The 24,149-nt window shown below is 66.8% G+C and carries 21 protein-coding genes and 1 riboswitch; of the genes, 7 read left to right on the top strand and 14 right to left on the bottom strand.

All coding sequences use genetic code 11. The features are described 5' to 3' along the window. Window positions 1-44: 44 nt before the first annotated feature. The 3 genes from ACXU4B_RS12330 (at window position 45) to ACXU4B_RS12320 (ending at window position 5,341) form a co-directional block, all read left to right on the top strand. Entirely contained in the window at window positions 45-1,871 is a 1,827-nt protein-coding gene (locus ACXU4B_RS12330) for an FAD-binding protein (protein ID WP_131412119.1), read from the top strand. A 273-nt stretch (window positions 1,872-2,144) separates the two neighbouring features. Next, a complete protein-coding gene (gene metK / locus ACXU4B_RS12325; protein WP_046972210.1) occupies window positions 2,145-3,344 on the top strand; it encodes a methionine adenosyltransferase in 1,200 nt (399 codons plus the stop codon). Between the two features lie 128 nt (window positions 3,345-3,472). After that, a complete protein-coding gene (locus ACXU4B_RS12320) occupies window positions 3,473-5,341 on the top strand; it encodes an ATP-binding cassette domain-containing protein (protein ID WP_131412121.1) in 1,869 nt (622 codons plus the stop codon). Between the two features lie 21 nt (window positions 5,342-5,362). Here ACXU4B_RS12320 and ACXU4B_RS12315 read toward each other — a convergent pair whose 3' ends face one another. Together ACXU4B_RS12315 and ppc are read right to left on the bottom strand one after the other, a co-directional pair. Continuing rightward, a complete protein-coding gene (locus tag ACXU4B_RS12315; RefSeq protein ID WP_131412123.1) occupies window positions 5,363-5,911 on the bottom strand; it encodes a hypothetical protein in 549 nt (182 codons plus the stop codon). Window positions 5,912-5,955: 44 nt separating this feature from the next. Continuing rightward, window positions 5,956-8,661: a phosphoenolpyruvate carboxylase gene (gene ppc / locus ACXU4B_RS12310; RefSeq protein WP_131412125.1), complete on the bottom strand. Its 2,706-nt coding sequence runs from the start codon at window positions 8,659-8,661 to the stop codon at window positions 5,956-5,958. Window positions 8,662-8,880: 219 nt separating this feature from the next. Beyond that, window positions 8,881-8,956: riboswitch (S-adenosyl-L-homocysteine riboswitch) on the top strand. Between the two features lie 65 nt (window positions 8,957-9,021). Here ppc and ahcY point away from each other — a divergent pair. Further along, entirely contained in the window at window positions 9,022-10,455 is a 1,434-nt protein-coding gene (gene ahcY, locus ACXU4B_RS12305; RefSeq protein WP_131412127.1) for an adenosylhomocysteinase, read from the top strand. A gap of 121 nt (window positions 10,456-10,576) precedes the next feature. On the opposite strand, the gene ACXU4B_RS12300 is transcribed toward ahcY, so the two are convergent. Genes ACXU4B_RS12300 through ccoN form a run of 10 tightly spaced genes read right to left on the bottom strand, consistent with a single transcriptional unit; the run spans window position 10,577 to window position 19,387 of the window. Then, window positions 10,577-11,299, bottom strand: a complete 723-nt coding sequence (locus tag ACXU4B_RS12300) for a sulfite exporter TauE/SafE family protein (RefSeq protein WP_131412129.1) — start codon at window positions 11,297-11,299, stop codon at window positions 10,577-10,579. Beyond that, window positions 11,292-11,480, bottom strand: a complete 189-nt coding sequence (gene ccoS / locus ACXU4B_RS12295; RefSeq protein WP_131412131.1) for a cbb3-type cytochrome oxidase assembly protein CcoS — start codon at window positions 11,478-11,480, stop codon at window positions 11,292-11,294. Before ccoS ends, ACXU4B_RS12300 begins: the two co-directional genes overlap by 8 nt. Continuing rightward, on the bottom strand, window positions 11,477-13,945 hold the full coding sequence (locus ACXU4B_RS12290) for a heavy metal translocating P-type ATPase (RefSeq protein WP_240734152.1): 2,469 nt from the start codon (window positions 13,943-13,945) through the stop codon (window positions 11,477-11,479). The genes ccoS and ACXU4B_RS12290 overlap by 4 nt, the downstream gene beginning before the upstream one ends. Then, complete coding sequence (locus ACXU4B_RS12285) at window positions 13,888-14,367, bottom strand: hypothetical protein (RefSeq protein ID WP_131412133.1); 480 nt, start codon at window positions 14,365-14,367, stop codon at window positions 13,888-13,890. Before ACXU4B_RS12285 ends, ACXU4B_RS12290 begins: the two co-directional genes overlap by 58 nt. Beyond that, the gene (locus ACXU4B_RS12280; protein ID WP_131412136.1) at window positions 14,364-15,917 is read right to left on the bottom strand and encodes a 4Fe-4S dicluster domain-containing protein; all 1,554 of its coding nucleotides are present in this window, start codon (window positions 15,915-15,917) and stop codon (window positions 14,364-14,366) included. The genes ACXU4B_RS12285 and ACXU4B_RS12280 overlap by 4 nt, the downstream gene beginning before the upstream one ends. Further along, the gene (locus ACXU4B_RS12275) at window positions 15,914-16,219 is read right to left on the bottom strand and encodes a hypothetical protein (protein ID WP_131412137.1); all 306 of its coding nucleotides are present in this window, start codon (window positions 16,217-16,219) and stop codon (window positions 15,914-15,916) included. Before ACXU4B_RS12275 ends, ACXU4B_RS12280 begins: the two co-directional genes overlap by 4 nt. Beyond that, window positions 16,219-17,151: a cytochrome-c oxidase, cbb3-type subunit III gene (ccoP, locus tag ACXU4B_RS12270; RefSeq protein WP_131412139.1), complete on the bottom strand. Its 933-nt coding sequence runs from the start codon at window positions 17,149-17,151 to the stop codon at window positions 16,219-16,221. The genes ACXU4B_RS12275 and ccoP overlap by 1 nt, the downstream gene beginning before the upstream one ends. Continuing rightward, window positions 17,148-17,288, bottom strand: coding sequence for a cbb3-type cytochrome oxidase subunit 3 (locus ACXU4B_RS12265; protein ID WP_131412141.1), 141 nt, complete (start codon window positions 17,286-17,288; stop codon window positions 17,148-17,150). Before ACXU4B_RS12265 ends, ccoP begins: the two co-directional genes overlap by 4 nt. Before the next feature lies 1 nt (window position 17,289). Continuing rightward, a complete protein-coding gene (gene ccoO, locus ACXU4B_RS12260; protein WP_131412143.1) occupies window positions 17,290-17,931 on the bottom strand; it encodes a cytochrome-c oxidase, cbb3-type subunit II in 642 nt (213 codons plus the stop codon). 10 nt (window positions 17,932-17,941) lie between these two features. After that, window positions 17,942-19,387: a cytochrome-c oxidase, cbb3-type subunit I gene (ccoN, locus tag ACXU4B_RS12255; protein WP_131412145.1), complete on the bottom strand. Its 1,446-nt coding sequence runs from the start codon at window positions 19,385-19,387 to the stop codon at window positions 17,942-17,944. 196 nt (window positions 19,388-19,583) lie between these two features. On the opposite strand from ccoN, the gene metF reads away from it, so the two are divergent. From metF to ACXU4B_RS12240, 3 genes are all read left to right on the top strand, one after another. Then, window positions 19,584-20,411 carry a methylenetetrahydrofolate reductase [NAD(P)H] gene (gene metF / locus ACXU4B_RS12250; protein ID WP_131412147.1) on the top strand — a complete coding sequence of 276 codons (828 nt, stop codon included), beginning with the start codon at window positions 19,584-19,586 and terminating at the stop codon, window positions 20,409-20,411. Between the two features lie 28 nt (window positions 20,412-20,439). Further along, window positions 20,440-21,072 (top strand): DUF4124 domain-containing protein, encoded by a 633-nt coding sequence (locus ACXU4B_RS12245; RefSeq protein WP_131412149.1) that lies wholly within the window; start codon window positions 20,440-20,442, stop codon window positions 21,070-21,072. A 120-nt stretch (window positions 21,073-21,192) separates the two neighbouring features. Continuing rightward, window positions 21,193-22,110, top strand: coding sequence for a branched-chain amino acid transaminase (locus ACXU4B_RS12240; protein ID WP_131412151.1), 918 nt, complete (start codon window positions 21,193-21,195; stop codon window positions 22,108-22,110). A 75-nt stretch (window positions 22,111-22,185) separates the two neighbouring features. Here ACXU4B_RS12240 and ACXU4B_RS12235 read toward each other — a convergent pair whose 3' ends face one another. Continuing rightward, window positions 22,186-23,469, bottom strand: a complete 1,284-nt coding sequence (locus ACXU4B_RS12235) for a sensor histidine kinase (protein WP_131412153.1) — start codon at window positions 23,467-23,469, stop codon at window positions 22,186-22,188. Beyond that, window positions 23,453-24,139, bottom strand: a complete 687-nt coding sequence (locus ACXU4B_RS12230) for a response regulator transcription factor (protein ID WP_046972192.1) — start codon at window positions 24,137-24,139, stop codon at window positions 23,453-23,455. Before ACXU4B_RS12230 ends, ACXU4B_RS12235 begins: the two co-directional genes overlap by 17 nt. Window positions 24,140-24,149 lie beyond the last annotated feature (10 nt).

The raw sequence follows: 24,149 nt of genomic DNA, 5'->3' as shown, positions 1-24,149 counted from the left end.
TGGGCGTAGCACAGTGACTGCCTCCGACCGAAAAGGAATTGGCCATGCGTCGTCGCGATCTGCTCAAAGCCGCCCTCACCTTGCCCGTGCTGCCGTGGCTGGTGGCTCCCACGTTCACCGCCGCCACGCAGGCCGCGGGCCGCCTCGGCGTCCTGCGCTCACGCGTGCGGCCGGGCCAGCCCGGCTGGCCCACCGTGGCGCAGTGGGACCAGCTGAAAAAGACCGTGGGCGGGCGGCTGCAGGCCCTGCGTTCGCCGTTCGAGGCTTGCACACCGAACGACCCGGCCTGCCAGCAGGCGCTGGCGCAGATCAATAACCCCTACTACCTCGGCGACGAAGCGGCCCTCACGCAAACCAGCGGCTGGGTCGATGCCTGGACGTCGCGGCCCAGCGCCTATGCCGTGGCTGCCGAGAGCACGGGCGACGTGGTGGCCGCGGTGAACTTCGCGCGGGACCATCACCTGCGGCTGGTGGTGAAAGGCGGCGGCCACAGCTACCAGGGCACCTCCGATGCGCCCGATTCGCTGCTGATCTGGACCCGCCACATGAACCGCGTGGACCTGCATGACGCGTTCGTGCCGCAAGCTTGCGAAGGCATCCAGGAACCGCTGCCGGCGGTCACCGTGCAGGCCGGCGCCATGTGGATCGATGCCTACGACGCCGTCACCACCCGGACCGGGCGCTACGTGCAGGGCGGCGGCTGCAATACGGTGGGCGTTGCCGGGCTGGTGCAGAGCGGTGGCTTCGGCAGCTTCTCCAAGAACTTCGGCAGCGCCAGTGGCGGCCTGCTGGAGGCGGAAGTGGTCACTGCCGACGGCAAGGTGCGCGTGGTCAATGCGAAGCAGGACCCTGAGCTGTTCTGGGCCATCAAGGGCGGCGGTGGCGGCAGCCTGGGCGTGGTAACCCGGCTCACCCTGCGCACCCACGCGCTGCCGGACACGTTCGGCGCGGTGTTTGGCGAGATCCAGGCCGATTCCGACGAGGCCTACCGCGCACTCATGGCCCAGGTCATCGGCTTCTACCGCGATGCACTGTTCAATCCGCACTGGGGCGAGCAACTGGTGTTCCATCGCGACAACACGCTGCGGCTGTCGATGGTGTTCCAGGGACTGAGCCAGCAGCAGGCCGAACAGACCTGGGCGCCGTTCCTCGACTGGGTGCGGGCGCGCAAGGCGTATCGCTTCAAGGACGAGGCGCGCGTGATCGTGCTGCCGGCCCGGCACTTCTGGGATGCGGAATTTTTCCGCGCCCACGCACCCAGCCTGATCGTCTCCGACGATCGTCCCGGCGCCCCGCGCGACCACGTGCTGTGGGCGGGCGACCAGGGCCAGGTCGGCCAGTTCATCCATGGCTACCGTTCGGCCTGGCTGCCGCAGTCGTTGCTGCGCGCGGATCGACAGGGCGCCCTCGTCGACGCCCTGTTTGCCGCCACCCGCCACTGGGGCACCTCGCTGCATTTCAACAAGGGGCTCGCCGGCGCCCCGGCCGACGCGCTGGAACGCTCGCGCGACACCGCGATGAACCCCGCCTCGCTGGACGCGTTTGCGCTGGCCATCATCGCGGGCGAGGGCGACCCCGCCTTCCCGGGCATGCCCGGCGCGAAACCCGATCTGGCCGAGGCGCGTGCCGAGGCGGCGCGGATCGACCAGTCGATGGATGCGCTGCTGCAGGCCGCGCCCGGCGCCGGCTCCTACGTCTCGGAAAGCAATTATTTCGAACGCGACTGGCAAACCTCGTTCTGGGGCACGAATTACCCGCGGCTGGCCGCCGCCAAGCAGCGCTACGACCCCGAGGGCCTGTTCTTCGTGCGGCATGGCGTGGGCAGCGAAGGCTGGAGCGACGACGGTTTCACCCGCCTGCCCCGGACCTGAGCCGCCACGCGGACTCCCTCCCTCGCCCGCGGCGCCAGGCCGCCTCGGGCCCGCTGCGACCGGCGTGGGTTATGCTCCGCCGGCGCTCGCTGCCCCGCCGCGGCGCAACGGCGGCGCCCGCCACCCCAGCGGGCCGCAAAGCCGTCCAAATGGCTGAATCGGCATGAAATCGTCATGTCCGGCCCCCATGCTGAGGCTGCAAAACGGGGACACCCCGTGTATCATGCCCCACCCCTTTCATCTTTCTATCCGTAAGGAAGGATATAACCCGCGATGAGCAACTTCCTCTTCACCTCCGAGTCGGTTTCTGAAGGCCACCCGGACAAAGTCGCCGACCAGATCTCCGATGCCGTCCTCGATGCGATCATCGCGCAGGATCCGCGTGCGCGCGTGGCCTGCGAAACGATGGTGAAGACGGGCGTGGCCATCGTCGCCGGCGAAATCACCACCAGCGCCTGGATCGACCTGGAAGCGCTGACCCGCAAGGTCATCGTCGACATCGGCTACGACTCCTCCGAGGTCGGCTTCGACGGCGAGACCTGCGGCGTGCTGAACCTGATCGGCAAGCAGTCGCCGGACATCAACCAGGGCGTGGACCGCAAGAAGCCGGAAGAACAGGGCGCTGGCGACCAGGGCCTGATGTTCGGCTACGCGACCAACGAAACCAAGGACTACATGCCGGCTGCGATCTACTACTCGCACCGCCTGGTCGAGCAGCAGGCCAAGGTCCGCAAGAAGAAGAACTCGCCGCTGCCGTGGCTGCGTCCGGACGCCAAGAGCCAGGTCACCCTGCGTTACGAAGACGGTGTCGCCACCGCCATCGACGCCGTGGTGCTGTCGACCCAGCACGATCCTAGCGTGAAGCAGAAGGATCTGATCGAAGCCGTGCGCGAGCACATCCTCAAGCCCGTGCTGCCGGCCAAGCTGCTGCACAAGGGCACCAAGTTCCACATCAATCCGACCGGCAAGTTCGTGATCGGTGGCCCGGTGGGCGATTGCGGCCTGACCGGTCGCAAGATCATCGTCGATACCTACGGCGGCTGGGCCCGTCACGGTGGTGGTGCGTTCTCGGGCAAGGATCCGTCCAAGGTCGACCGTTCGGCTGCCTACGCCGCGCGTTATGTCGCCAAGAACATCGTGGCCGCCGGCATCGCCGACCGTTGCGAAGTGCAGGTGAGCTACGCCATCGGCGTAGCCGAGCCGACCTCCATCTCGGTCACCACCTTCGGCACCGGCAAGATCGCCGACGAGAAGATCGAGAAGCTGATCCGCAAGCACTTCGACCTGCGCCCGTACGGCATCATCAAGATGCTCGACCTGGTGCACCCGATGTACCAGCAGACCGCCAGCTACGGTCACTTCGGCCGCACCCCGTACGAAGTGAAGGGTCCGGACGGCAAGACCTACACCGCGTTCTCGTGGGAAAAGACCGATAAGGCCGAGGCGCTGCGCGCCGATGCCAAGCTGAAGTAAGGCCAACCATCGCCGTGCTTCATGAAGAGGGCCGCCACGTGCGGCCCTCTTCGTTTGTGCGTCGTGCGTCCGCATGCGCATGCGTCCGCTTTCCGGCGCTGACCGTCCCGATCGCCTAGAATAGAGCGATGTCTCTTATCCAGCTTCAGCGCGTCGATTTCAGCATCGGCGGCCCCCTCCTGCTCGAACACGTCGATCTGTCGATCGAAGCGAACGAGCGCGTGTGCATTGTCGGTCGCAATGGCGAAGGCAAGTCCACCCTGATGAAACTCATCGCCGGCGAACTCAAGCCCGACGACGGCGAAATACGCCTGCAGGGCGGCGTGGTCGTCGCGCGCATGGCCCAGGAAGTACCGCAGGACACGGCCGGCAGCGTGTTCGATGTGGTCGCCGAAGGCCTTGGTGACCTGGGTCACCTGTTGGCCCGTTATCACCACCTGCTGGCCGAAGGCGACATGGATGCCGCCGGCGATGTGCAGATGCTGATCGATGCCGGCAATGGCTGGGACCTGGATCGACGCGTCACCGATGTGCTGACCCGGCTGGAGCTTCCGGCCGAGACCGACTTCGATGCCCTCTCCGGCGGCATGAAGCGCCGCGTGCTGCTGGCGCAGGCACTGGTGCGCAAACCCGACGTGCTGTTGCTGGACGAGCCGACCAACCACCTCGACGTCGAGGCGATCGACTGGCTGGAAGGATTCCTGCGCCAGTTCGACGGCAGCATCATCTTCATCACGCATGACCGCAGCTTCCTGCGTGCGCTGGCCACGCGCATCGTCGAGATCGACCGCGGCCAGCTCACCGACTGGCCGGGCGACTACGACAACTACCTGCGCCGCCGCGAAGAGCGCCTGCATGCCGAGGCGCAGGCCAATGCGCTGTTCGACAAGAAGCTGGCGCAGGAAGAAGTGTGGATCCGCCAGGGCATCAAGGCGCGTCGCACGCGCAACGAAGGCCGCGTGCGCGCGCTCAAGGCGCTGCGCGTGGAGCGCGCCCAGCGCCGCGAGCTGTCCGGCAACGTGAGGATGACCGCCGCCAGCGCGCAGGCGTCCGGCAAGAAAGTGATCGACCTGGAACACGTGCACCAGTCGTACGACGGGCGCGTGTTGATCGAAAACCTCAGCACCACCATCATGCGCGGCGATCGCGTGGGCATCATCGGCCCCAATGGCGCCGGCAAGAGCACGCTGCTCAAGATCATGCTGGGCGAGCTCGCGCCGCAGCGCGGCCACGCCACGCTCGGCACCGGCATCCAGGTCGCCTACTTCGACCAGCACCGCGTGCAGCTCAATGACAAGCTCAACGCGCTGGACAACGTCGCCGAGGGCCGCGAGTACATCGAGCTCAACGGCAGCCGCAAGCACATCATCGGCTACCTGCAGGATTTCCTGTTTTCACCCGAGCGGGCGCGCGCCCCCATCACCCGCCTCTCGGGCGGCGAGCGCAATCGCCTGCTGCTGGCCAAGTTGTTCGCCCAGCCGTCGAACCTGCTGGTGATGGACGAACCGACCAACGATCTCGACGTGGAGACGCTGGAGCTGCTGGAAGAACTGCTCACCGAATACCAGGGCACCCTGCTGCTGGTGTCGCATGATCGCGCCTTCCTCGACAACGTCGTCTCCAGCACGCTGGTGCTGGAAGGTGACGGCCGGATCGGCGAGTACGTGGGCGGCTATAGCGACTGGGTGCGGCAGAAGGCGGCGCCGGCCGCCGCATCGGTCGCTCCCGCCAGGGCCGGCAACAAGGTGGCCCCGGTGGCGAGCATTCCTGCCGAGCCGAAGCGAAAGCTCAGCTACAAGGACGCGCGCGAACTCGAGCAGCTGCCGCTGCGCATCGAGAAGCTCGAAGCGGACATCGCGGCACACAGCGAGGCCATGAACGATCCGGCCTTCTATCAGCAGGAAAACACCGCCATCCTCAAGGCCAACGAGGCGCTGGCCAGGCTGCAGGCCGAGCTGGACACCGCCTATGCGCGCTGGGCGGAGCTGGACGCCTGAGGCGCCCGCTCCGCCACGTGCTTAGTTGTTCGCTTCCGGCCGGGTCAGGTAGTGCAGCAGCGCAATGACCGCCTTGCGCTGGAACTCCTGTGATTGCAGGTAGGTCGAAAAGGCACCCATCGCGGCATAGCCGCCGTTGGCCATGAAGGCCTTCATTTCCTTTGGATTGCCCTTGGGCGGCTTCGAGGTCAAGTCGCCCGGATTGCTCACGCGCTGCAGCATCCACTGGGTGAGCGCACGGCCCGATTCGGTTTCCAGGAAGTCGCCGATCTTGCGCGCATCGTCTTCGCTGACGTGGCCGCGCAGCGACGGTGCGATCACTTCGGCCAGCGTCTCTTCGGGCGTCGAGTTGAGCTGGTCGAACAGGCCTGCCAGTGGCGTGCCGTTGAGCTTCGCCCCGTCCCTGGCCACGCCGACGCGCAGGATCTGCACCATGCGGAAATCCACCAGCAGGCGCCTGAGCTGGACGTCATCGCCCTGCGGATCCGGCAGGTCACTCTGCGCATGGGCGCCACCCACGCAGGCAAGCGCCAGCACGACGCCAACCAACCACCGACGTAAAAACATCATCTCCATCCCCCTGTTGCTTGTTGAACGACTCTGTTCCTTCGACCTCAACCGGTGTTCTGCAGGCCTTGCGACACGCCATTGACGCAGGCCACCAGCGCGCCGAGCAAGGCTTCGTCCGACTCGCCGCCTGCACGCCAGCGTTGCAGCAGGTCAAGCTGCAGCAGGCTCATCGGATCCACGTAAGGATTGCGCAGACCGATGGACACCGCCAGTCGCGGCTCATTCTGCAACAGGACATCACCCTGCCTGAGCCGCAGCAACCAGCGCCGGGTCAGTTCGAACTCCGTGCGGATCAGGCCGAAGAACGGTTCGTGCAACGGGCCCGCCAGGCGCGAGAAGGCCTCGGCGATGTCGAGGTCGCACTTGGCCAGCACCATTGCCACGTCGTCGAGCATGTTGGCGAAGAACGGCCACTGGCCGGCCATCTCGGCCATCGCGGCCTCGCCGTACTGCGCCGCGCCCCACTCGAGCGCCGTGCCCAGCCCATACCACCCGGGCAGGATCGAGCGGCACTGCGTCCACGCGAACACCCAGGGAATCGCGCGCAGGTCCTGCACACCCCGCATGCTCCGTCGACGCGACGGACGCGAGCCCAGCGTCATGCGCTCGATCACGTCGATCGGCGTGGCCGCGCGGAAATAGTCGACGAAGCCTTCGCGATCGACAAAGGCGCGGTAGTGCTCGCGACTGCGCGCCGCCAGCCCGGCCATGCGCGAACGCCAGGCTTCCTCGCGCGCCTCCTGCTCGCGAGGCCGCAACGAGGCGCGCAATACCGCGCCAATGGTCTGCTCCAGGTTGCGCAGCGCCAGCGCGCGGATGCCGTACTTGCGATGGATCACCTCGCCCTGCTCGGTGACGCGCAGCACGCCCGCCACCGAGCCGCGCGGCGACGACATCAATGCCGGCGCAATACGCGAACCACCCCGGCTCGCCGAGCCGCCGCGGCCATGGAAGAACGACAGGCGGATGCCGGCGGACGCGGCCACGTCCAGCAACTCCACCTGGGCGCGCTGCAAGCCCCAGCGCGATGCCAGGGTGCCGCCGTCCTTGCCGCTATCGGAGTAGCCCAGCATCACCCACTGGCGGCCGCCGCGCGAAGCGAGGTGCGCGCGGTAAACCGGGTCGTCGAACAACGCCCGCAGCGTCGCGGGTGCATTGGCCAGGTCGTCGACGGTCTCGAACAGTGGCGCGATGTCCAGCGGCACGCCACCATCGCAGACCAGCCCGCCGTGCCGGGCCAGCGCCAGCACCGTCAACACGTCCGCGGCCGAACGCGCCATGCTGATGATGTAAAGCCCGATCGCCTCGCTGCCATAGCGCCCGCGTGCATCATGAAGCGTGGCGAACACGTCGCGCAGCGCTGCCGCGGCGGGTTCGTCACTGGGCGCCAGCGACTGCAGCCCACCCGCCAGCGGACGCAACCGCTCCACCCGCTCGCCGATGTCGCGCGTGGCCCAGGCGCTGTCGCCAAGCAGCAAGCCCAGCGCGTCGTCGTGCACGCGCGAATCCTGCCGTACATCGAGCCTGGCCAGGTGGAAGCCAAAAGTGCGGACGCGCCAGATCAGGCGCTGCACGGCATAGGCCCCGGCATGCAGGCCACGATGATCGACCAGGCTGCCGGCGATCAGGTGCAGGTCGTCTAGCAAGTCGCGCGTGGACGTATAGCCTTCCGGATGATTGTCGTCATGCGTCGCCTCCAGGCGCGCGCCGATCACCGTCAACAGGCCGCGATACGGCATGTCCGCATGCCGCGGGCGCACCTGGGCGGCAGCCTCGGGAAAGCGCACGCGATAGTCGGCGAGCCGCCGTGCCAGCGCGCTATCGACGGCCACGCGCCCCTCGGTCTGGCTGAGCAGGCGCGCCAGGCCCGCGACGTCCTCGATGTAGTGCTCGAGTACATGGGCGCGCTGCGTGGCCAGGCTGCTGGCGATCGTCGCGGCGCCCACGTTCGGGTTGCCGTCCATGTCACCGCCGACCCAGGTGGCGAAGCCGAGCAGGCGTGGCAGCGGCACGGCCACGCCGTAGACCGCCTGCAGGGCATCGGCCAGCGATTCGTATACCGCGGGGACGATGCGGTAGATCGGATTGGCCAGGTAGAAGCCGACGTGATGGTGTTCGTCCTGCACCGTCGGGCGCACCGGTGATGCCTCGGCCGTCTGCCAGCCGGCGTTGAGGGCCATGAAGATGCGGTCGTCGTCCTCCTTGCGCTCCTGCGGCGTACGCGTGGGGTCGAAGTTGTCGACCAGGGCGCGCACGATCGATTGTTCCTTCTCCAGCAACGAACGGCGCACGGCCTCGGTGGGATGCGCCGTGAAAACCGGTTCCACCTGTAACCGTTCCAGCCATTCGAGCAACTCGGCCGCGTCCACGCCCTGTGCCTTCAATTGCATCAGCGCATCGAGCAGCGACTCCGGCTGGGGCGCGCCTTCCTCGCGCTGGTAATCGCGGCGGCGGCGGATGCGGTGCACGCGCTCGGCGATGTTGACGACCTGGAAATAGGTGGCGAAGGCCCGCGCCAGCGCCTGCGCGTCATCGGCTTGCAGCCCGGCCAGCGACGCGGCCAGCGCGTCCACCGCGCGGCCCTCGCGGCGGCGGCGGATGGCTGCCGTGCGCACCGCCTCCACCCGCTCGTAGAACGCCGTGCCTCCTTGTTCGGCCAGCATTTTCCCAACCATCGCGCCGAGTCGGCTGACGTCCTCGCGAAGCGGGCCATCGTGCAGCAGGTATTCGGTATCGCGATGGTCTGGCATGGCTGCGTCCCCGGATGGAACGCCAAGACTAACCAATTGTGCGGCCGCATGGTGCATTTGGACGTCCAAATGCAGCAAATAGCCTTCGCGAACCACGCGACCCGCGGCCAGGACGGGCGCCGCCGGGCGGCATCTCACCCTCGGCTGACATCGCCCGCAGCGCCCGCCCCGCCGCGCTTTTCTCGGACGAGGGGCATTGCGGTTAGAATATCGGGCCTGCCCGTCGAGGGGCGCTGCGACCGTGACGACACGGCCAGGCTCGACGTGGCACGTTCTTGAACGGCGCCCGGCTTTATGGCGATTTCGATCGCAGCAACCGGCCGAGCATCGCCGGCCATCTTGATAAAACCGGAGCTTTACATGAACGCAGTCACGAAAAACGACGCTTCGCAGGACTTCAAGGTCCGTGACATCTCGCTCGCCGAGCTGGGCCGCCGCCGCATCCGCATGGCGGAAGAGGAAATGCCGGGCCTGATGCAGATCCGCGCCCGCTATTCCAAGGACAAGCCGCTCAAGGGCGTGCGCCTGTCCGGCTCGCTCCACTGCACCAAGGAAACCGCCGTGCTGGCCGAAACCCTGCGCGAGCTGGGTGCCTCGGTGCGCTGGGCTTCCTGCAACATCTTCTCCACCCAGGACGACGTAGCGGCCGCGCTGGCCGCCGGCGGCCTGCCGGTGTTCGCCTGGAAGGGCGAGACGCTGGAAGAGTACTGGGAGTGCACGCTCGACATGCTCACCCACCCGGGTGAGCTCGGTCCGCAGCTGATCGTGGACGACGGCGGCGATGCGACCTTGTTCATCCACAAGGGCGTGGAACTCGAAGACGGCAGCGACTGGGTGAACACGCCCAGCGGCAACCACGAAGAGCAGGTCATCAAGGACCTGGTCAAGCGCACCGCCGCCGCGCGTCCGGGCTGGTTCAAGAAGATCGCCGCCGAATGGAAGGGCGTGTCCGAAGAAACCACCACCGGCGTGCATCGCCTGTACCAGCTGGCCGAAGCCGGCAAGCTGCTGGTGCCGGCCATCAACGTCAATGACTCGGTGACCAAGTCCAAGTTCGACAACCTGTACGGTTGCCGCGAATCGCTGGCCGACGGCATCAAGCGCGCCACCGACCTGATGGTCGCCGGCAAGGTCGCCGTGGTGTGCGGCTACGGCGACGTGGGCAAGGGTTGCGCCCATTCGCTCAAGGGCTTCGGCGCGCGCGTGATCGTCACCGAGATCGACCCCATCAACGCCCTGCAGGCCGCGATGGAAGGCTTCCAGGTCACCACCATCGAAGACACCCTGGGCCTGGGCGACATCTACGTCACCACCACCGGCAACAAGGACATCATCACGCTGGAGCACATGGCGGCGATGAAGAACAATGCCCTGGTGTGCAACATCGGCCACTTCGACAACGAAATCCAGATGGATCGCCTCAACACCGCCAAGGGCGTGTCGCGCGAAACCATCAAGCCGCAGGTGGATCGCTACACGTTCGAGCAGACCGGCCGCAGCATCTACATGCTGGCCGAAGGCCGCCTGGTGAACCTGGGCTGCGCCCACGGCCACCCGAGCTTCGTGATGTCCAACAGCTTCTCCAACCAGACGCTGGCCCAGCTCGACCTGTGGGCGAACAAGGACTTCTACGACAAGACGGTGTACCGCCTGCCGAAGAAGCTGGACGAGGAAGTGGCTCGCCTGCACCTTGAGCAGATCGGCGTGAAGCTGACCCGACTGACCCCGGAACAGGCCGCCTATATCGGCGTGCCGGTGGACGGCCCGTACAAGCCGGACCACTACCGCTACTGAGTCGCATCGACCTCGTGTCGCAGACAGAAAGGGCCGCCCATCAGGCGGCCCTTTTCTTTGCCCGGACGCATCGCGCACAGGGCGCGCGCCCATCGAGCGCACCCTGTGCGCAAGCGCTCCCCTAACCGTGCGCCGGCCCGCAGCCCAGCATGCCGAGCACCCCATGCAGCGCCCGCACCTGCATCAGCCATGGCGCCGCCAGGGTCAGCACGCCGGCCGACATCACCAGCAAGGCCGCAGCGCATCGCCATGCGGGACGCTGCAGCCAGCGCCCCATGCGCGCACCCGACCAGGTCAGCGGCAGCATCACCGGCAAGGTGCCCAGGCCGAACGCGGCCATGATCAGCGCGCCCTCACGCGCACTCGCCGACAGCCAGGCGGCGACCAGCACCGTGGTGCTGAGTCCGCACGGCAGCCATCCCCACACCATGCCCGCAGCCACCCGCTTCACCGGGGTGTTGGCGGGCAACAAGCGCCGCTGCAGGGGCTGCAGCCAGGTCCACAGCTTCGCTCCCGGGCGCGCCAGGAAGCCCAGTCGCCCGCTGCGGTCCAGCAATCGCAACGCCATCACCACCAGGACCAGCCCCACCGCCGTACGCATGACCAAGGCCAGCGCGTCGAGTTCGAACACGCGCAGCACGCCATCACCGATGCCGCCCACCACGGCGCCGGCCAGCACATAGCCCGCCACGCGCCCGAGGTTCAGCTGCAACGCATTACCCCAACCCATGCGTGGCGACCACACCGAGAAGCCGGTGGCGATACCCCCGCACATCGCGGCGCAATGCACGCCGCCCAGCAGGCTGGTCAAAAACACCGCGGACAGGGCCACACCGTTAACCATGCCGTCGCCCTTCGGTCGCGTCACGCACGTCCGGCGGTACGGCGCGGTCATCACGCAGGATGTCGAGCGCCGGTGTATCCATGTCGTCGAACTGCCCCTTGCGCACGGCCCACACGAACGCGCCGATCGCCACCGCCAGCAGCATCAGGCTCAGGGGAATGAGCAGGAGCAGGATGATCATGTCGAGGACTCCGGCGCAGGCACGTGCCTCAGGCGCAGCGCATTGAGGGTGACCACCAGCGACGACACCGCCATGCCCAGCGCCGCCAGCGACGGCGTGACCTGTCCCGTCACCGCCAACGGCAGCGCCAGCAGGTTGTAGCCAACCGCCCAGGCGAAGTTCTGTCGAATGATGCGCTGGGTGCGCCGTGCCAGTTGCACCGCAGCGGGAATGCGCAGCAACGATGGCGCCGTCAGCACCATGTCGGCTGCGCGCTGCGCCAGCGAGGCGCCCTCGCCCATGGCCATCGACACGTCCGCGCCCGCCAGCACCGGCGCGTCGTTCAGGCCGTCGCCGACCATGGCGACGATGCGTCCCTGCGCCTGCAGTCCACGCACGAGCGCCAGCTTGTCCTCTGAACTCTGGCGCGCGTTCGCATTATCGATGTCGAGCTGGTCGCCCAAGCGTTGCACGGCGCCCATGGCGTCGCCGCTGGCCAGATGGATATGCAGACCCAGCCCACGCAGCGCCTTCACCGCCGCCTGCGCATCGGTGCGCAGGCGTTCTTCCAGCACGAAGCAAGCGGTGGCTCGTGTCCCGTCACCCAGCCAAAGCCGGCCATCGTCATCGCGCCCCGCCGCGAACGGACCACGGCCCAGCCGCCATGCCACGCCATCGACCAGGCCGCTCAAGCCCTGGCCGGCATGCACCTGCAGGCCACTCGCCACCTGCGATGTCACGACCGAGGCGAACGCGGCGGCGATGGGATGCCCACTGTCGCGCTCCAGCGCAGCAGCGATGCCCAAGGCCTCGTCCGTCGACAGGTCGCCCCATGCGTGGACTTCACCCACGGCGGGTTCCACGCGCGTGAGCGTGCCGGTCTTGTCGAACACCACGTCCGTGGCGCGTGCCAGCGTATCCAGCCCCTCGGCGCGCAGTGACAACACGCCCAGGCGCGCGAGCGCGCCATGCGTCGCCGCGAGCGCCGCCGGCACCGCCAGCGACAGCGCGCAGGGACAGCTGATGACGAGCAGCGACAAGCTGACTTCGAAGGCGCGCGAAAGATCGTGGATGCGCCAGCCCATGTAGACCGCCAGGGCAACCAGCAGCAACGCGACCACGAACCCGCTGCCAACGCGATCCGCCAGGCGCGCGATCGGCGGTCGGTGCGCCTGCGCCTGTTCGACGAGGCGCGTGAGTTGCGACAGGCGGGTGGCGCTGCCGATGCCGGTAATCCCGATGCGCGCCGGCGTCTCGCGGCAGACCGTGCCCGCAAAGACCGGGGCACCCCGCGTCTTCTCGACGGGACGCGACTCCCCCGTCAGCAGGGCTTCCTCGAACAACGCCCGTGCATCCAGCAGCTCGCCATCCGCCGGAACCGCGTCGCCCGCGGCCACGCAGGCAATGTCGCCCACCTGCAACGTGGTGAGCGGCACCGACTCGCGCGAGCCGTCGGCGCGCTCCCGCACCGCCAGGGCCGGTCGCGCCCGCGCCAACGCATCCACCTGCGAGCTGGCGATGCGCCGAGCCCGTTGTTCCAGCATACGCGCGCACAGCAGCAGGAAGACGAACATCGCCGCTGCGTCGTACCACACGTGCACGCCGCCGCGCAGCGTTTCCACCGCGCTCGCCAGATAGGCCAGCAGGGTCGAGCCGGCCACCAGCGTGTCCATGCCGGGACGGCGCTGGCGCAGTTCACGCCAGCCACCGAGCAGGAAGGGCCAGCCCGAGTAGAACACCACCGGCGTGCAGACCAGCAAGGTCACCCAGCGGAAAAAGTCGCGCGTGTACAGCGCCATGTGATGGCCGAAGTCCAGGTACAGCGCCTCGGACAGCATCATGGTCTGCATCGCGCCCAGCCCGGCGATGCCCAGCCGCAGCAGCCAGCGCCGACGCTCCGCCAGCCGCTCGCGCTCCTTGGCCGCGCCATGCGCCAGATAGGGCCGATAACCCAGCGAGGCGAGCCGCTCCAGCACGGCTGACAGCCGTACGTGCGCTGGGTCCCAGGCGATGCGCACGCGACCGGTCACTGCATTCGCTCCCACGTCGAACACGCCGGGCACGCGCTGCAGGGCGCGGTCGATCAACCACGCACAGGCCGCGCAGCGCATGCCGTCCGTCAGCAGCGTGATCTCCAGCCCTCCGGTGACCGGGAAGGCGTGATCGGCCAGCAGGTCATCGCGATCCCACGCCCCCAGATCGGGCGCATCGCCCTCCACGCGGGCGCCGGCGGCGCTCCGGAGACGGTAGTAATCGCCAAGATCGGACGACCGGATCCACTGGGCCGCAGCCAGGCAGCCGTGGCAGCAGAAGCCTTTGACGCAGCCGTCGATATCCAGCAGGACGGGCGAAGCCGGCAAGGCCTCGCCGCAGTGATAGCAGGCCTCGATGCCCGCCCGACTGAAAGCGTCGACCGTGCCGTCCACGATCAGGGCATCAGTCGGGTCGAGCGGGCCCGGGGCATCCAGCGTCCATGCAAGCGCCACGTCGCATTGTCAGGCGCCAGCTGCACCGTCCAGTCGCGATCGCCCTCCAACGAGCCGACGCCCCGCCAGCCCAGCTCACTCGGCGAAAGGTGGAAGGTATGTCCACCACCCGACGCGTCGGACAGGGTCAAGATGAGCTTGCCGCCACGCGGGAAATCCCCGTCCATCGGCAACACTTCGAGCATGTCACCCCTGGTGCGCAACACCACGCCTTGCGTATCCACTTCCGTCGCCGGTGCCGCGGCCTCCGCCGAGACCAGCAACTTGCCCACCCTGGTGACCCGGCCGACCGTCTCCATGTCTTCGCGTCCCGGATGGACGGCGGCAAACAAGAGTGCGAAGCCGATGGCCACGGACGCCAGCGGCAAGCCCACCAGCATCCACACCATGGGCTCGCGCCAGGCGCTTCGTGTCGTGTTCATGGGGAAGGTCCGAAGAAACTGCTGTTGATGGTGACGCCCGCGTCCACGTCCGTGCCGCGCACGACGAACTGCACCTCGTGTCGCCCCGTCACTTCGGCGGAAGCACTGACGGTGACAGGAACCGACAGCACTTCACCGCTCTGGGCCAGCACCGTCCGCGCACCGCCACGAAGCGCGATGCCCGGCAGGTCCGCCGAGGTCACGTCGATCACGAAATGGTGCGTCTGCTGCTCCTTGTTGACCAGTTTGAGCGTGTAGCTGTTCTCGATGCAGCCGTCACTGGCCTGGCTGTACATCGCGTTGCGATCGCGCAGCACGTCGGCGAGCAGCACACTGCGATGGGTCACGCCATACACCCAGCCCCCAAGCAACGCCAACAGCAGGCAGGCATAGACGAAGATGCGCGGGCGCATCACGCGGGCCGCCTTGCCGCCGATCTGGTTCTGCGTGGTGTAACGGATCAGCCCTTTCGGATATCCCAGCTTGCCCATGACGTCGTCACAGGCATCGATGCAGGCACCACAGGCGATGCATTCGTACTGCAGTCCATTGCGGATATCGATGCCCGTCGGGCATACCTGCACGCAGATGGTGCAGTCGATGCAGTCACCCAGCAGTTCGGCGGTGAATTTCGGCAGCGGCTGGGCCACCGTGCCGGAGCTTGCCAGCGCAATGGTTCCGCCCGCCTGCGCCCGGCTGTCGGCGGCCGACGGATGCTGGCTGGCCCGGAACACGTAGTCGTAGGCCGTTACCTTGTCGAGCAGACCGCGCGCCCGCTCCAGCACGCTGGACAGGCCGCGCTTGCGCGGACCGCGCGGCTCGCCGCGCATCGGGTCGTAGGCGATGATCAGCGTGTTGCGATCGAACATGGCGCTCTGGAAGCGCGCATACGGGCACATGTACTTGCACACCTGTTGGCGCAGGAACCCTGCATTGCCCCAGGTGGCGAATCCATAGAACAGGATCCAGAAGGCCTCCCAACCGCCCCAGCCGGACGGCGTGCGATGTGCGAGGTCCACGATCGGGCTGAAGTAGCCCACGAAGGTGAAGCCGGTCCACAGCGAGAACAGCGCCCACAACACATGCCTGCACGTCTTGCGCAGGATCTTCTCCCGCGTCCACGGGCCCGCATCGAGCTTCATGCGCCGGTTGCGATCCCCCTCGCACCAGCGCTCGATCCACAGCGACACTTCGGTCCACACCGTCTGCGGGCAGGCATAGCCGCAAAACAGCCGGCCGGCCAGCGCGGTAAAGAAGAACAGTGCCAGCGCCGCAATGATCAACAACGTGGAGAGGAACAGGAAGTCCTGCGGCAGGAACATCCAGCCGAACACATGGAACTTGCGCGCCGGCAGGTCCAGCAGCACGGCCTGCCTGCCGTTCCAGTGCAGCCAGGGAAACAGGTAGTACATGCCGAGCAGCCAGATCACGGCCGCCACGCGCAAGCGGTTGTAGGTACCCGACACCTCGCGCGGATAGACCTTGCGCTCGCTGACGTAGTACGAACTGCTCTCGTCGTCGACGACGTGCAGCGGGATGCGGCGATTCATGGGGCGCTACCGCAATGGAATCCGCGCTTCACCAGCCGGGACGGCCGCAGCAGGATCCAGGTGAACAGGCTCGACGAGGCCGTGGCCAGCCAGAACAGGAAGAAGCCCAGCGAATAACCCAGCTCACGGCTGAGGCGCAGCGCCGGAAAGGTGATGTCCCTGAGTCGCTCGGGGTCCACGATGGTGAAGAACACCGTCGAGATGACCCCGGCGACAAAGAAGCTCGGCCAGAGGATGGCGCCGACGCGCTGCGAGGCAGGCGTCGGCTCCCGTTCCGGAGGCTTGGCGTCAGGTTCCGTCATCACTCGGCAACCACGGCGCCAGCGGGAGACGGATCCTTGTGCGGCGACAGGGTCCAGACATAGGCGCCCACCAGGCGGGTGCGGGTATCGCCCAACTGCTCCTTCCAGGCCGGCATCACGCCCTGGCGACCCTCGTCCAGCGTCTTGTGCAGCGACGCCGTGCTGCTCCCGTACAGCCAGTAATGGTCGGTGAGGTCAGGCGCGCCCATCACCTGGTTGCCCTTGCCTTGTGGACCATGGCACGCGCTGCAGATGCCGGCAAACATCTTCTCGCCGCGTTCGACGGCATCCTTGGGCTGATCGGGCCGCGACAGCGAAAGCACATAGGCAATCGTGTCGTCCACCGCCGTCGCGCCACCTTGCGCGGTGAGCGTACTGGCCCAGGCGGGCATCACCGCATGGCGACCATTCTGGATCGTGTCCAGGATGCGTGCCGGCGTGCCGCCCCAGTGCCAGATGTCGTCCGTGAGATCCGGATAACCGGTGGCACCGTGCCCGCTGGAGCCATGGCAGGCGGCGCAGCGATTGATGAAGATCGCGCGTCCGATCGATACGGCGCCCGCGTCCTGGGCGAGCTCGTCGATAGGCTTGCCCGCATACAGCTTAAGCGTGTCATCGAGACGTGCGTTCTCGGCCGCCGTCTCCATCGCCCACTCGGACCGCGAACTCCAGTGCCCCCAGCCCTTCAGCGTGCCCACGCCGTACCAGAGGAGGTAACCGACGGAGAACACCAGGGTGATGTAGAACAGGTTGATCCACCACCGCGGCAACGGCTTGTTGTACTCGGTAATGTCGCCGTCCCACACGTGGCCGGTTTCATCCGGCCTGGGACCGGTGGGGCGGCGCTTGATGTTGCTCCTGAGCAGCCAGACGCAGCCCAGCAGGTTCAACACCGTGATGGCCACTACATACCACGTCCATGCGGAAGTCATGCCCTTTCCTCCTTCTCGTCATCCAGAGGCATGCGGGCAGCGGCATCCAGCACGGGCTTCACGCCCGGCCTCCATAGCCAAATGCAGCCCACGACAAAAAGCACCAGCAGGAAGGCGGTGATAAGACCGGGGATCATGTCACTCGGCCCCCTCTGCAACCTGCATGTCGGCCTGCGACACGTGCGTGCCGAGGCTCTGCAGGTAGGCCACGACGGCATCCAGCTCCGTCTTGCCCTCGACGGCTGCCGGCGCGGCGGCGATCTCGTCATCGCTGTACGGATCGCCGATGCGCTTGAGGGCGCGCATGTGCCGGGCAACTTCCGCGCCGTCTAGCGTGGCCTTGGCCAGCCACGGATAGGCCGGCATGTTCGACTCGGGCACCACGTCGCGCGGGTTGTTGAGGTGAGCCCGGTGCCAGTCGTCGGAGTAGCCGCGCAGGCCCACGCGCGCCAGGTCGGGACCCGTACGCTTGCTGCCCCACTGGAACGGATGGTCGTACACCGATTCGCCCGCGAGCGAGTAGTGACCGTAACGCTCCGTCTCGAAGCGCAAGGTGCGCACCATCTGCGAATGGCAGTTGTAGCAGCCTTCGCGGATGTAGACGTCACGGCCAGCCAGCTCGAGCGCCGGATACGGCTTGATGCCCGGCAACGGCTTGATGGTCTCGGCCTGGAACATCAGCGGCACGATTTCGGCGAGACCACCGAACGACACCGCCACGGCCACCAGGATAGCCATCAGGCCGATGTTCTTTTCGATCTTTGCGTGCATATGGCTCATGTCTGTTCCCTCAGGCACGCGCATCGGCAGCGTCGGGCGGCAGCACCGGCTGCAGCGCCGTGCTATCGGCGGAAAGCTGGAAGGTCCGCAGCACGTTCCACCCCATCACCAGCATGCCGCTCAGCACGATCAGGCCGCCGCCAAGGCGGAACAGGAAGTACGGCTTGGTGGCGTTGAGTGCTTCGACGAACGAGTAGACCAGCGTGCCGTTCTCGGGATCGGTGGCACGCCACATCAGGCCCTGGGTGACGCCGGCGATCCACATCGACGCGATGTAGACGACCAGCCCGATCGTATGCAGCCAGAAGTGCAGGTCGATCAACCTGGTCGAATACATCTTCGACAGGTTCAGCAGGCGCGGCAGCATCGCGTAGATGGAGCCGATCGAGATCATCGCGACCCAGCCGATGGCGCCGGAGTGCACGTGGCCGATGGTCCAGTCGGTGTAATGACTGAGCGAGTTGACCGTCTTGATCGACATCATCGGTCCCTCGAACGTGCTCATCATGTAGAACGAGAGCGAGACGATCAGGAACTTCAGGATCGGGTCGGTGCGCAGCTTGTGCCACACGCCCGACAGCGTGAGGATGCCGTTGATCGCACCGCCCCACGACGGTGCCAGCAGCACCAGCGAGAACACCATGCCCAGCGACTGCGCCCAGTCGGGCAGTGCCGTGTACTGCAGGTGGTGGGGACCGGCCCACATGTACACCGCGATCAGCGCCCAGAAGTGCACGATCGACAGTCGATAGGAATAGATGGGACGTCCGGCCTGCTTGGGCACGAAGTAATACATCATGCCGAGGAAGGCGGTGGTCAGGAAGAAGCCGACTGCGTTGTGGCCGTACCACCACTGCACCATCGCGTCGACCGAACCCGAGTAGATCGAGTACGACTTGAACCAGCCGGCCGGAATCGCCAGGTTGTTGACCACGTGCAGCAGCGCAATGGTGATGATGTACGCGCCGTAGAACCAGTTGGCGACGTAGATGTGCTTCACCTTGCGCTTGGCGATGGTGCCGAAGAACAGCACGCCGTACGCCACCCACACGACGGTGATGAGCAGGTCGATCGGCCATTCGAGTTCGGCGTATTCCTTGCCCTGGGTGAGACCCATTGGCAACGTGACCGCGGCGGCCACGATCACCAGTTGCCAGCCCCAGAACACGAACGCGGCCAGCTTGTCCGAGATCAGCCGGACATGGCAGGTGCGCTGCACGGTGTAGAGGCTGGTGGCGAACAGCGCCGAGCCGCCGAAGGCAAAGATCACCGCATTGGTATGCAGCGGGCGCAGACGTCCGTAGCTGAGCCACGGCAGATCGAAATCGAGGCCCGGCCAGTACAGCTGGGCGGCGATGATCACCCCGACCAGCATGCCGACCACGCCCCATACCACGGTCATCACGGCGAATTGCCGTACGACCTTGTCGCTATAACTCCCCTCGACGCCCACCATGAGGCCCACTCCCAGGCTTGACTGAACGGCGGGAAGTCTGTGGGGAGGGCCTGCGGCCGCAGTTGATCCAGATCAACGATGGTCGGGTCGGAGGCTGTCGCGGTTTGTCGCAGGTCAAAGGGTGAGAGGCGAGACATCTCTATATCGCGAGAAAGAGATATATAATCGGCCCGCCAACCGTCCGGGACCCCTTGCGATGCCGTCCATCAGCTTTGAGTTCTTTCCCCCCAAGACCGACGAACAGCGCGCCCAGCTCGACCGGGTGGCAGCCTTGCTCAAGCCGCTGGCGCCGGAATACGTGTCGGTGACCTTTGGCGCCGGTGGCTCGACCCTCAGCTACACCAGTGAAACCGTGCATCGCCTGCATCGCCGGCACGGTCTGAACGTGGCGCCGCACCTGTCCTGCGTCGGCGGCACGCGCGCCGAGCTGGCGGAGCTGCTGGACAGCTACCGTGCCGCCGGTTACCAGCGCATCGTTGCGCTGCGCGGCGACCTGCCTTCAGGCATGGCTTCGCCCGGCGATTTCCGCTATGCGGCAGAGCTGGTCGCGTTTATCCGCCAGCATTCGGGCGACTACTTCCACATCGAGGTGGCGGCCTACCCGGAGATCCATCCCCAGGCGGACGACGCGCTCGCCGACCTGCGGCATTTCAAGAGCAAGGTGGACGCGGGGGCCAATGGCGCGATCACCCAGTATTTCTTCAACGCCGATGCCTATTTCCGTTTTGTCGACGACGCGCGCCGGCTGGGTGTCGACATTCCCATCGTGCCGGGCATCATGCCGATCTCCAATTTCACCCAGCTCAAGCGCTTTTCGGATGGCTGCGGCGCCGAGATCCCGCGCTGGATCGCCAAGCGCATGCAGGCGCACGGCGACGATGCCGAGTCGATCCGTGAACTGGGCGCCGACGTGGTGGCGCAGCTGTGTCGCCGCCTGCTGGAAGGCGGCGCGCCTGGCCTGCACTTCTACACCTTGAACCGCGCCAAGGCGACGCAGTCGATTCTCGACCGGCTGCACGGTTAGCCTGCCGGGGCGGGCGTATGCTCGCCCCATGCTTCGTTCGCCCTTCCTCGCATGGCTGGTGCTGCTGCTTCTGCCGATGGCTGCGGCCGCGCAGGATGGCATTCATCGCTGCATCGGCCCCGATGGCAATCCGCTGTTCACCGACCAGCCGTGCGCGGCATTGCAGGCAACGCCCGTGGCCCCGGCGCGCGCAACGGCACCCGTCACCACGCCGCCGGGTGCTTCCATGCCCCTGGTCGAAACGCCTGCGCCGGTGCTGTGCGCCACCAGCGTGGCCGAGCTGCGGCAGAGCGTGCTGGACGCCTTTGCCAGCCGCAACCCGAACCGGCTGGCGGGCTTGATGCTCTGGGGCGGACACGGGCGCGACGCGGTGGTGGCGGACATCCGTTCCATGAGCACGCTGATGCAGCAGCCCTTGCTGGACGTCGGGGCATCATCCGACGAGCCGCAGCCTGCCGAGGCTGCAACCAGCGGGGATGCCGCGAACCCGGACCAGCCGCTGGCAGCCGGCAATGCGCCTCCCGCAGCACCACGGCCACCGGCCGGCGACCGCGAGATCGTCGTGCGCACGGCGGCAGGCGACGGCAGTGGCGTGCCGCGCGAAACCCGCTTCAGCGTGGTCAGGCGTGCCGGTTGCCTGTGGCTGCACGGCGGGAATTGACGCTGCCGCGCGGGCCCGCCTGCAACGGCCGCACCTGCCCGATGGTGAATCCGGACCGGGCCGCGAAGCCGAGCTGAGGCACTCCGGGTTATCATGTCGCGATTTTTCCGGAGAACCGACATGGCGCAGAAGTACCCCGACTGGATCTGGCAGAACGGTGCCATCAAGCCCTGGCAGGAAGCGACCACCCATGTGATGGCGCATGCGCTGCACTACGGTTCTTCGGTGTTCGAGGGCATCCGCAGCTATGCCACGCCCGACGGCGCAGCCATCTTCCGCCTGACCGACCACCTCAAGCGCCTGTACCAGTCGGCCAAGATCTACGACATGGTGCTGCCCTACTCGCAGGACGAGCTGACGGTCGCCTGTCGCGAGGTCGTGCGCAAGAATGGCCTGGGCGCAGCCTACCTGCGCCCGGTGGCGTACCGGGGCCTGGGCGGATTCGGCCTCTCCGCCGATACGCCGATCGATGTCGCCGTGGCTGCCTGGCCGATGGGTCCGTACCTCGGCCCCGAGGCGCTGGAAAATGGCATCGACGCCTGCGTGTCGAGCTGGCAGCGTTTCGCGCCCAACACCATTCCGGCCGGCGCCAAGGCCGGCGGCAATTACCTTTCGGGCCAGCTGATCGCGCGTGAAGCGCGCCGCCTGGGCTTTGGCGAAGGCATCGCCCTGGCCGCCAATGGCCTGCTCAGCGAGGGCGCGGGTGAAAACCTGTTCCTGGTGTTCGACGGCGTGCTGCACACCACGCCTGCCAGCGCCTCGATCCTCGCCGGCATCACGCGCGACACGCTCAAGACGCTGGCGCGCGAAGACGGCATCGAGGTGATCGAGCGCGACATCCCGCGCGAATACCTGTACCTGGCCGATGAGCTGCTGATGTGCGGCACTGCGGCGGAAATCACCCCGATCCGGTCGGTGGATGGCAAGCAGATCGGCAGCGGCAAGGCCGGACGCGTCACGCGTCGCCTGCAGGAGCTGTTCTTCGGCCTGTTCAATGGCAAGACCAACGACCAGTGGGGCTGGCTGGAGCCGCTCTAAGCCCGGGCTCGAGCCGACCCGGGCCAGGCGTCCTTCCGGCAGCAACCGCCCGAAGGACGCTCGCGCCGGGGCGCCTCAGGAAAACACGATGCTGGCGATCGCACCGTTGGTGTCGGTGCGCGGACGCATCGACACGTCCCAGCCATAGAGTTCGCACAGCCGGCGCACGATCGCCAGGCCAAGACCGGCACCGCTGCCACCCGCGCCTTCGCCGCGCACGCCGCGCTGGAACAGGCGCTCGGCGTCCTCGGGCTTGATGCCCGGACCCGTGTCGATGATCTCGATCCGGTTGTCGTTGACGACGACCGTCACATTGCCTTCGAGCGTGTACTTGATCGCGTTGCCGATCAGGTTGGTCAGGGCGACCGACAGCACCGAGGCCGGCGCGTTCACGCTGACCGGCTGCCTGACCGCCAGCTCCACTTCCAGCGGCTTGTCACGCATCTGCGGACGCTGGCTTTCGATCACGTCGCCGGCCACCTTTCCCACGTCGGTGGTTTCACCACGCGTGGGGCCACGACGCTCGGCGCGCGACAGCAACAGCAAGGCCTCGATCAGCTCGGTGGCCTGGCGCGACGCGCGCTCGATGCGCTTGAGGCGCTCGCGCAGCTTGTCGGTGAGGTCAGGCGAACCCTGCAGCAGTTCCGTCGTGCTGGAAATGACCGCCAGCGGCGTGCGCAGCTCATGGCTCACGTCGGAATTGAATTCGCGGTCGCGCTCGACCATCGCGGTGAGGCGCGACGAGTATTCGTCCAGGGCCAGCGCCAGCTCGCCCACTTCATCGTCGGCAAAATGCGGTGCCAGCGGCTCGGCCTTGCCGTTCTTGCGGAAGTCACGCAGGCGGCGCGCCAGGTCGCTGACCGGCTTGAGCACCTTGCGTGACAGCCACAAGCCCAGCGCCAGCGACAGCAGGCCGAACAGGAACACCGCGCCGATGACGCTGATCAGCAGCTGCTGCTTGCCCAGCTCCTCGCGCGACACGTCGTAGCGGATGAAGCTGATGATGCCGTTTTCGTGGAAGACGGCCAGCTTGTAGTGATGGCGCTGGCCGTCGGTGTCGTCTTCGTAGATGTCGTGGACACCGTTGGGCAGGTTCTGCCACGACAGCGGCGCCTTGTAGAGCGTGCGATCGCTCAGCACAGTGCCGGTCAGCAAGCGCGAGCCGCTGGGCGCGCCGGGGTGGTCGTGCGCCTGCTGGTTGGCCCAGCGCGCATCGTCCAGCAGGCTGGCGTTGACCAGCTGGTCTTCCACGCGACTGCGGATGTTGAGCGCCGCGAACGCAAACAGCGCGCTGAGGCCAAAGCCGAACAGCGCGAATGAAACGATCAGGCGAAACCTGAGCTTACGCCTGGACCGCATCCGGTTCGACCATCCGATATCCAATGCCGTGCCGCGTGTGGATCAGCGGCTTGTCAAACGGCTTGTCGATGGCTGCGCGCAGACCATGGATGTGCACGCGCAGCGAATCGCTGTCGGGCAGTTCCTCGCCCCATACGCGCTGCTCCAGGTCCTGGCGCGTCACCACCGACGGACTGGCCTCCATCAACGCCTGCAACAGCTTGAGGCCAATCGGGTTGAGCTGGATCGACTTGCCTTCGCGGGTGACCGTGAGCGTGTCCAGGTTGTAGGTGAGATCGCCCACCTTCAGCACGCGGCTCTGCGGACCCTTGCCACGACGGGCCAGCACTTCCAGGCGCGCGGCCAGTTCCTGCAGCGCGAACGGCTTGGTCATGTAATCGTCGGCACCCGACTCGAAACCCGTCAGCTTCTGCTCCAGCGCATCGCGCGCGGTCAGCATCAGGATGGGCGTCTGCTTGTGCGCTTCGTGGCGAAGCTTGCGTGCCACGTCCAGGCCGTCCATGCCAGGCAGGGTGAGATCAAGCACGATCACGTCGAAGTCGTGCACGACCGCCAGGTGGAGACCGGTCACGCCATCGCCGGCAAAGTCGACCACGTGCCCACGATCTTCCAGATAATCGCCGATGTTGGTCGCGATATCGCTGTTGTCTTCGATCACCAGTACGCGCATGCGTCCTCCA

It is taken from the genome of Dyella soli, assembly GCF_054482295.1.
The sequence above is the reverse complement of the archived record's forward strand: the minus strand, read 5'-3'. Positions and strand labels throughout refer to the sequence as shown.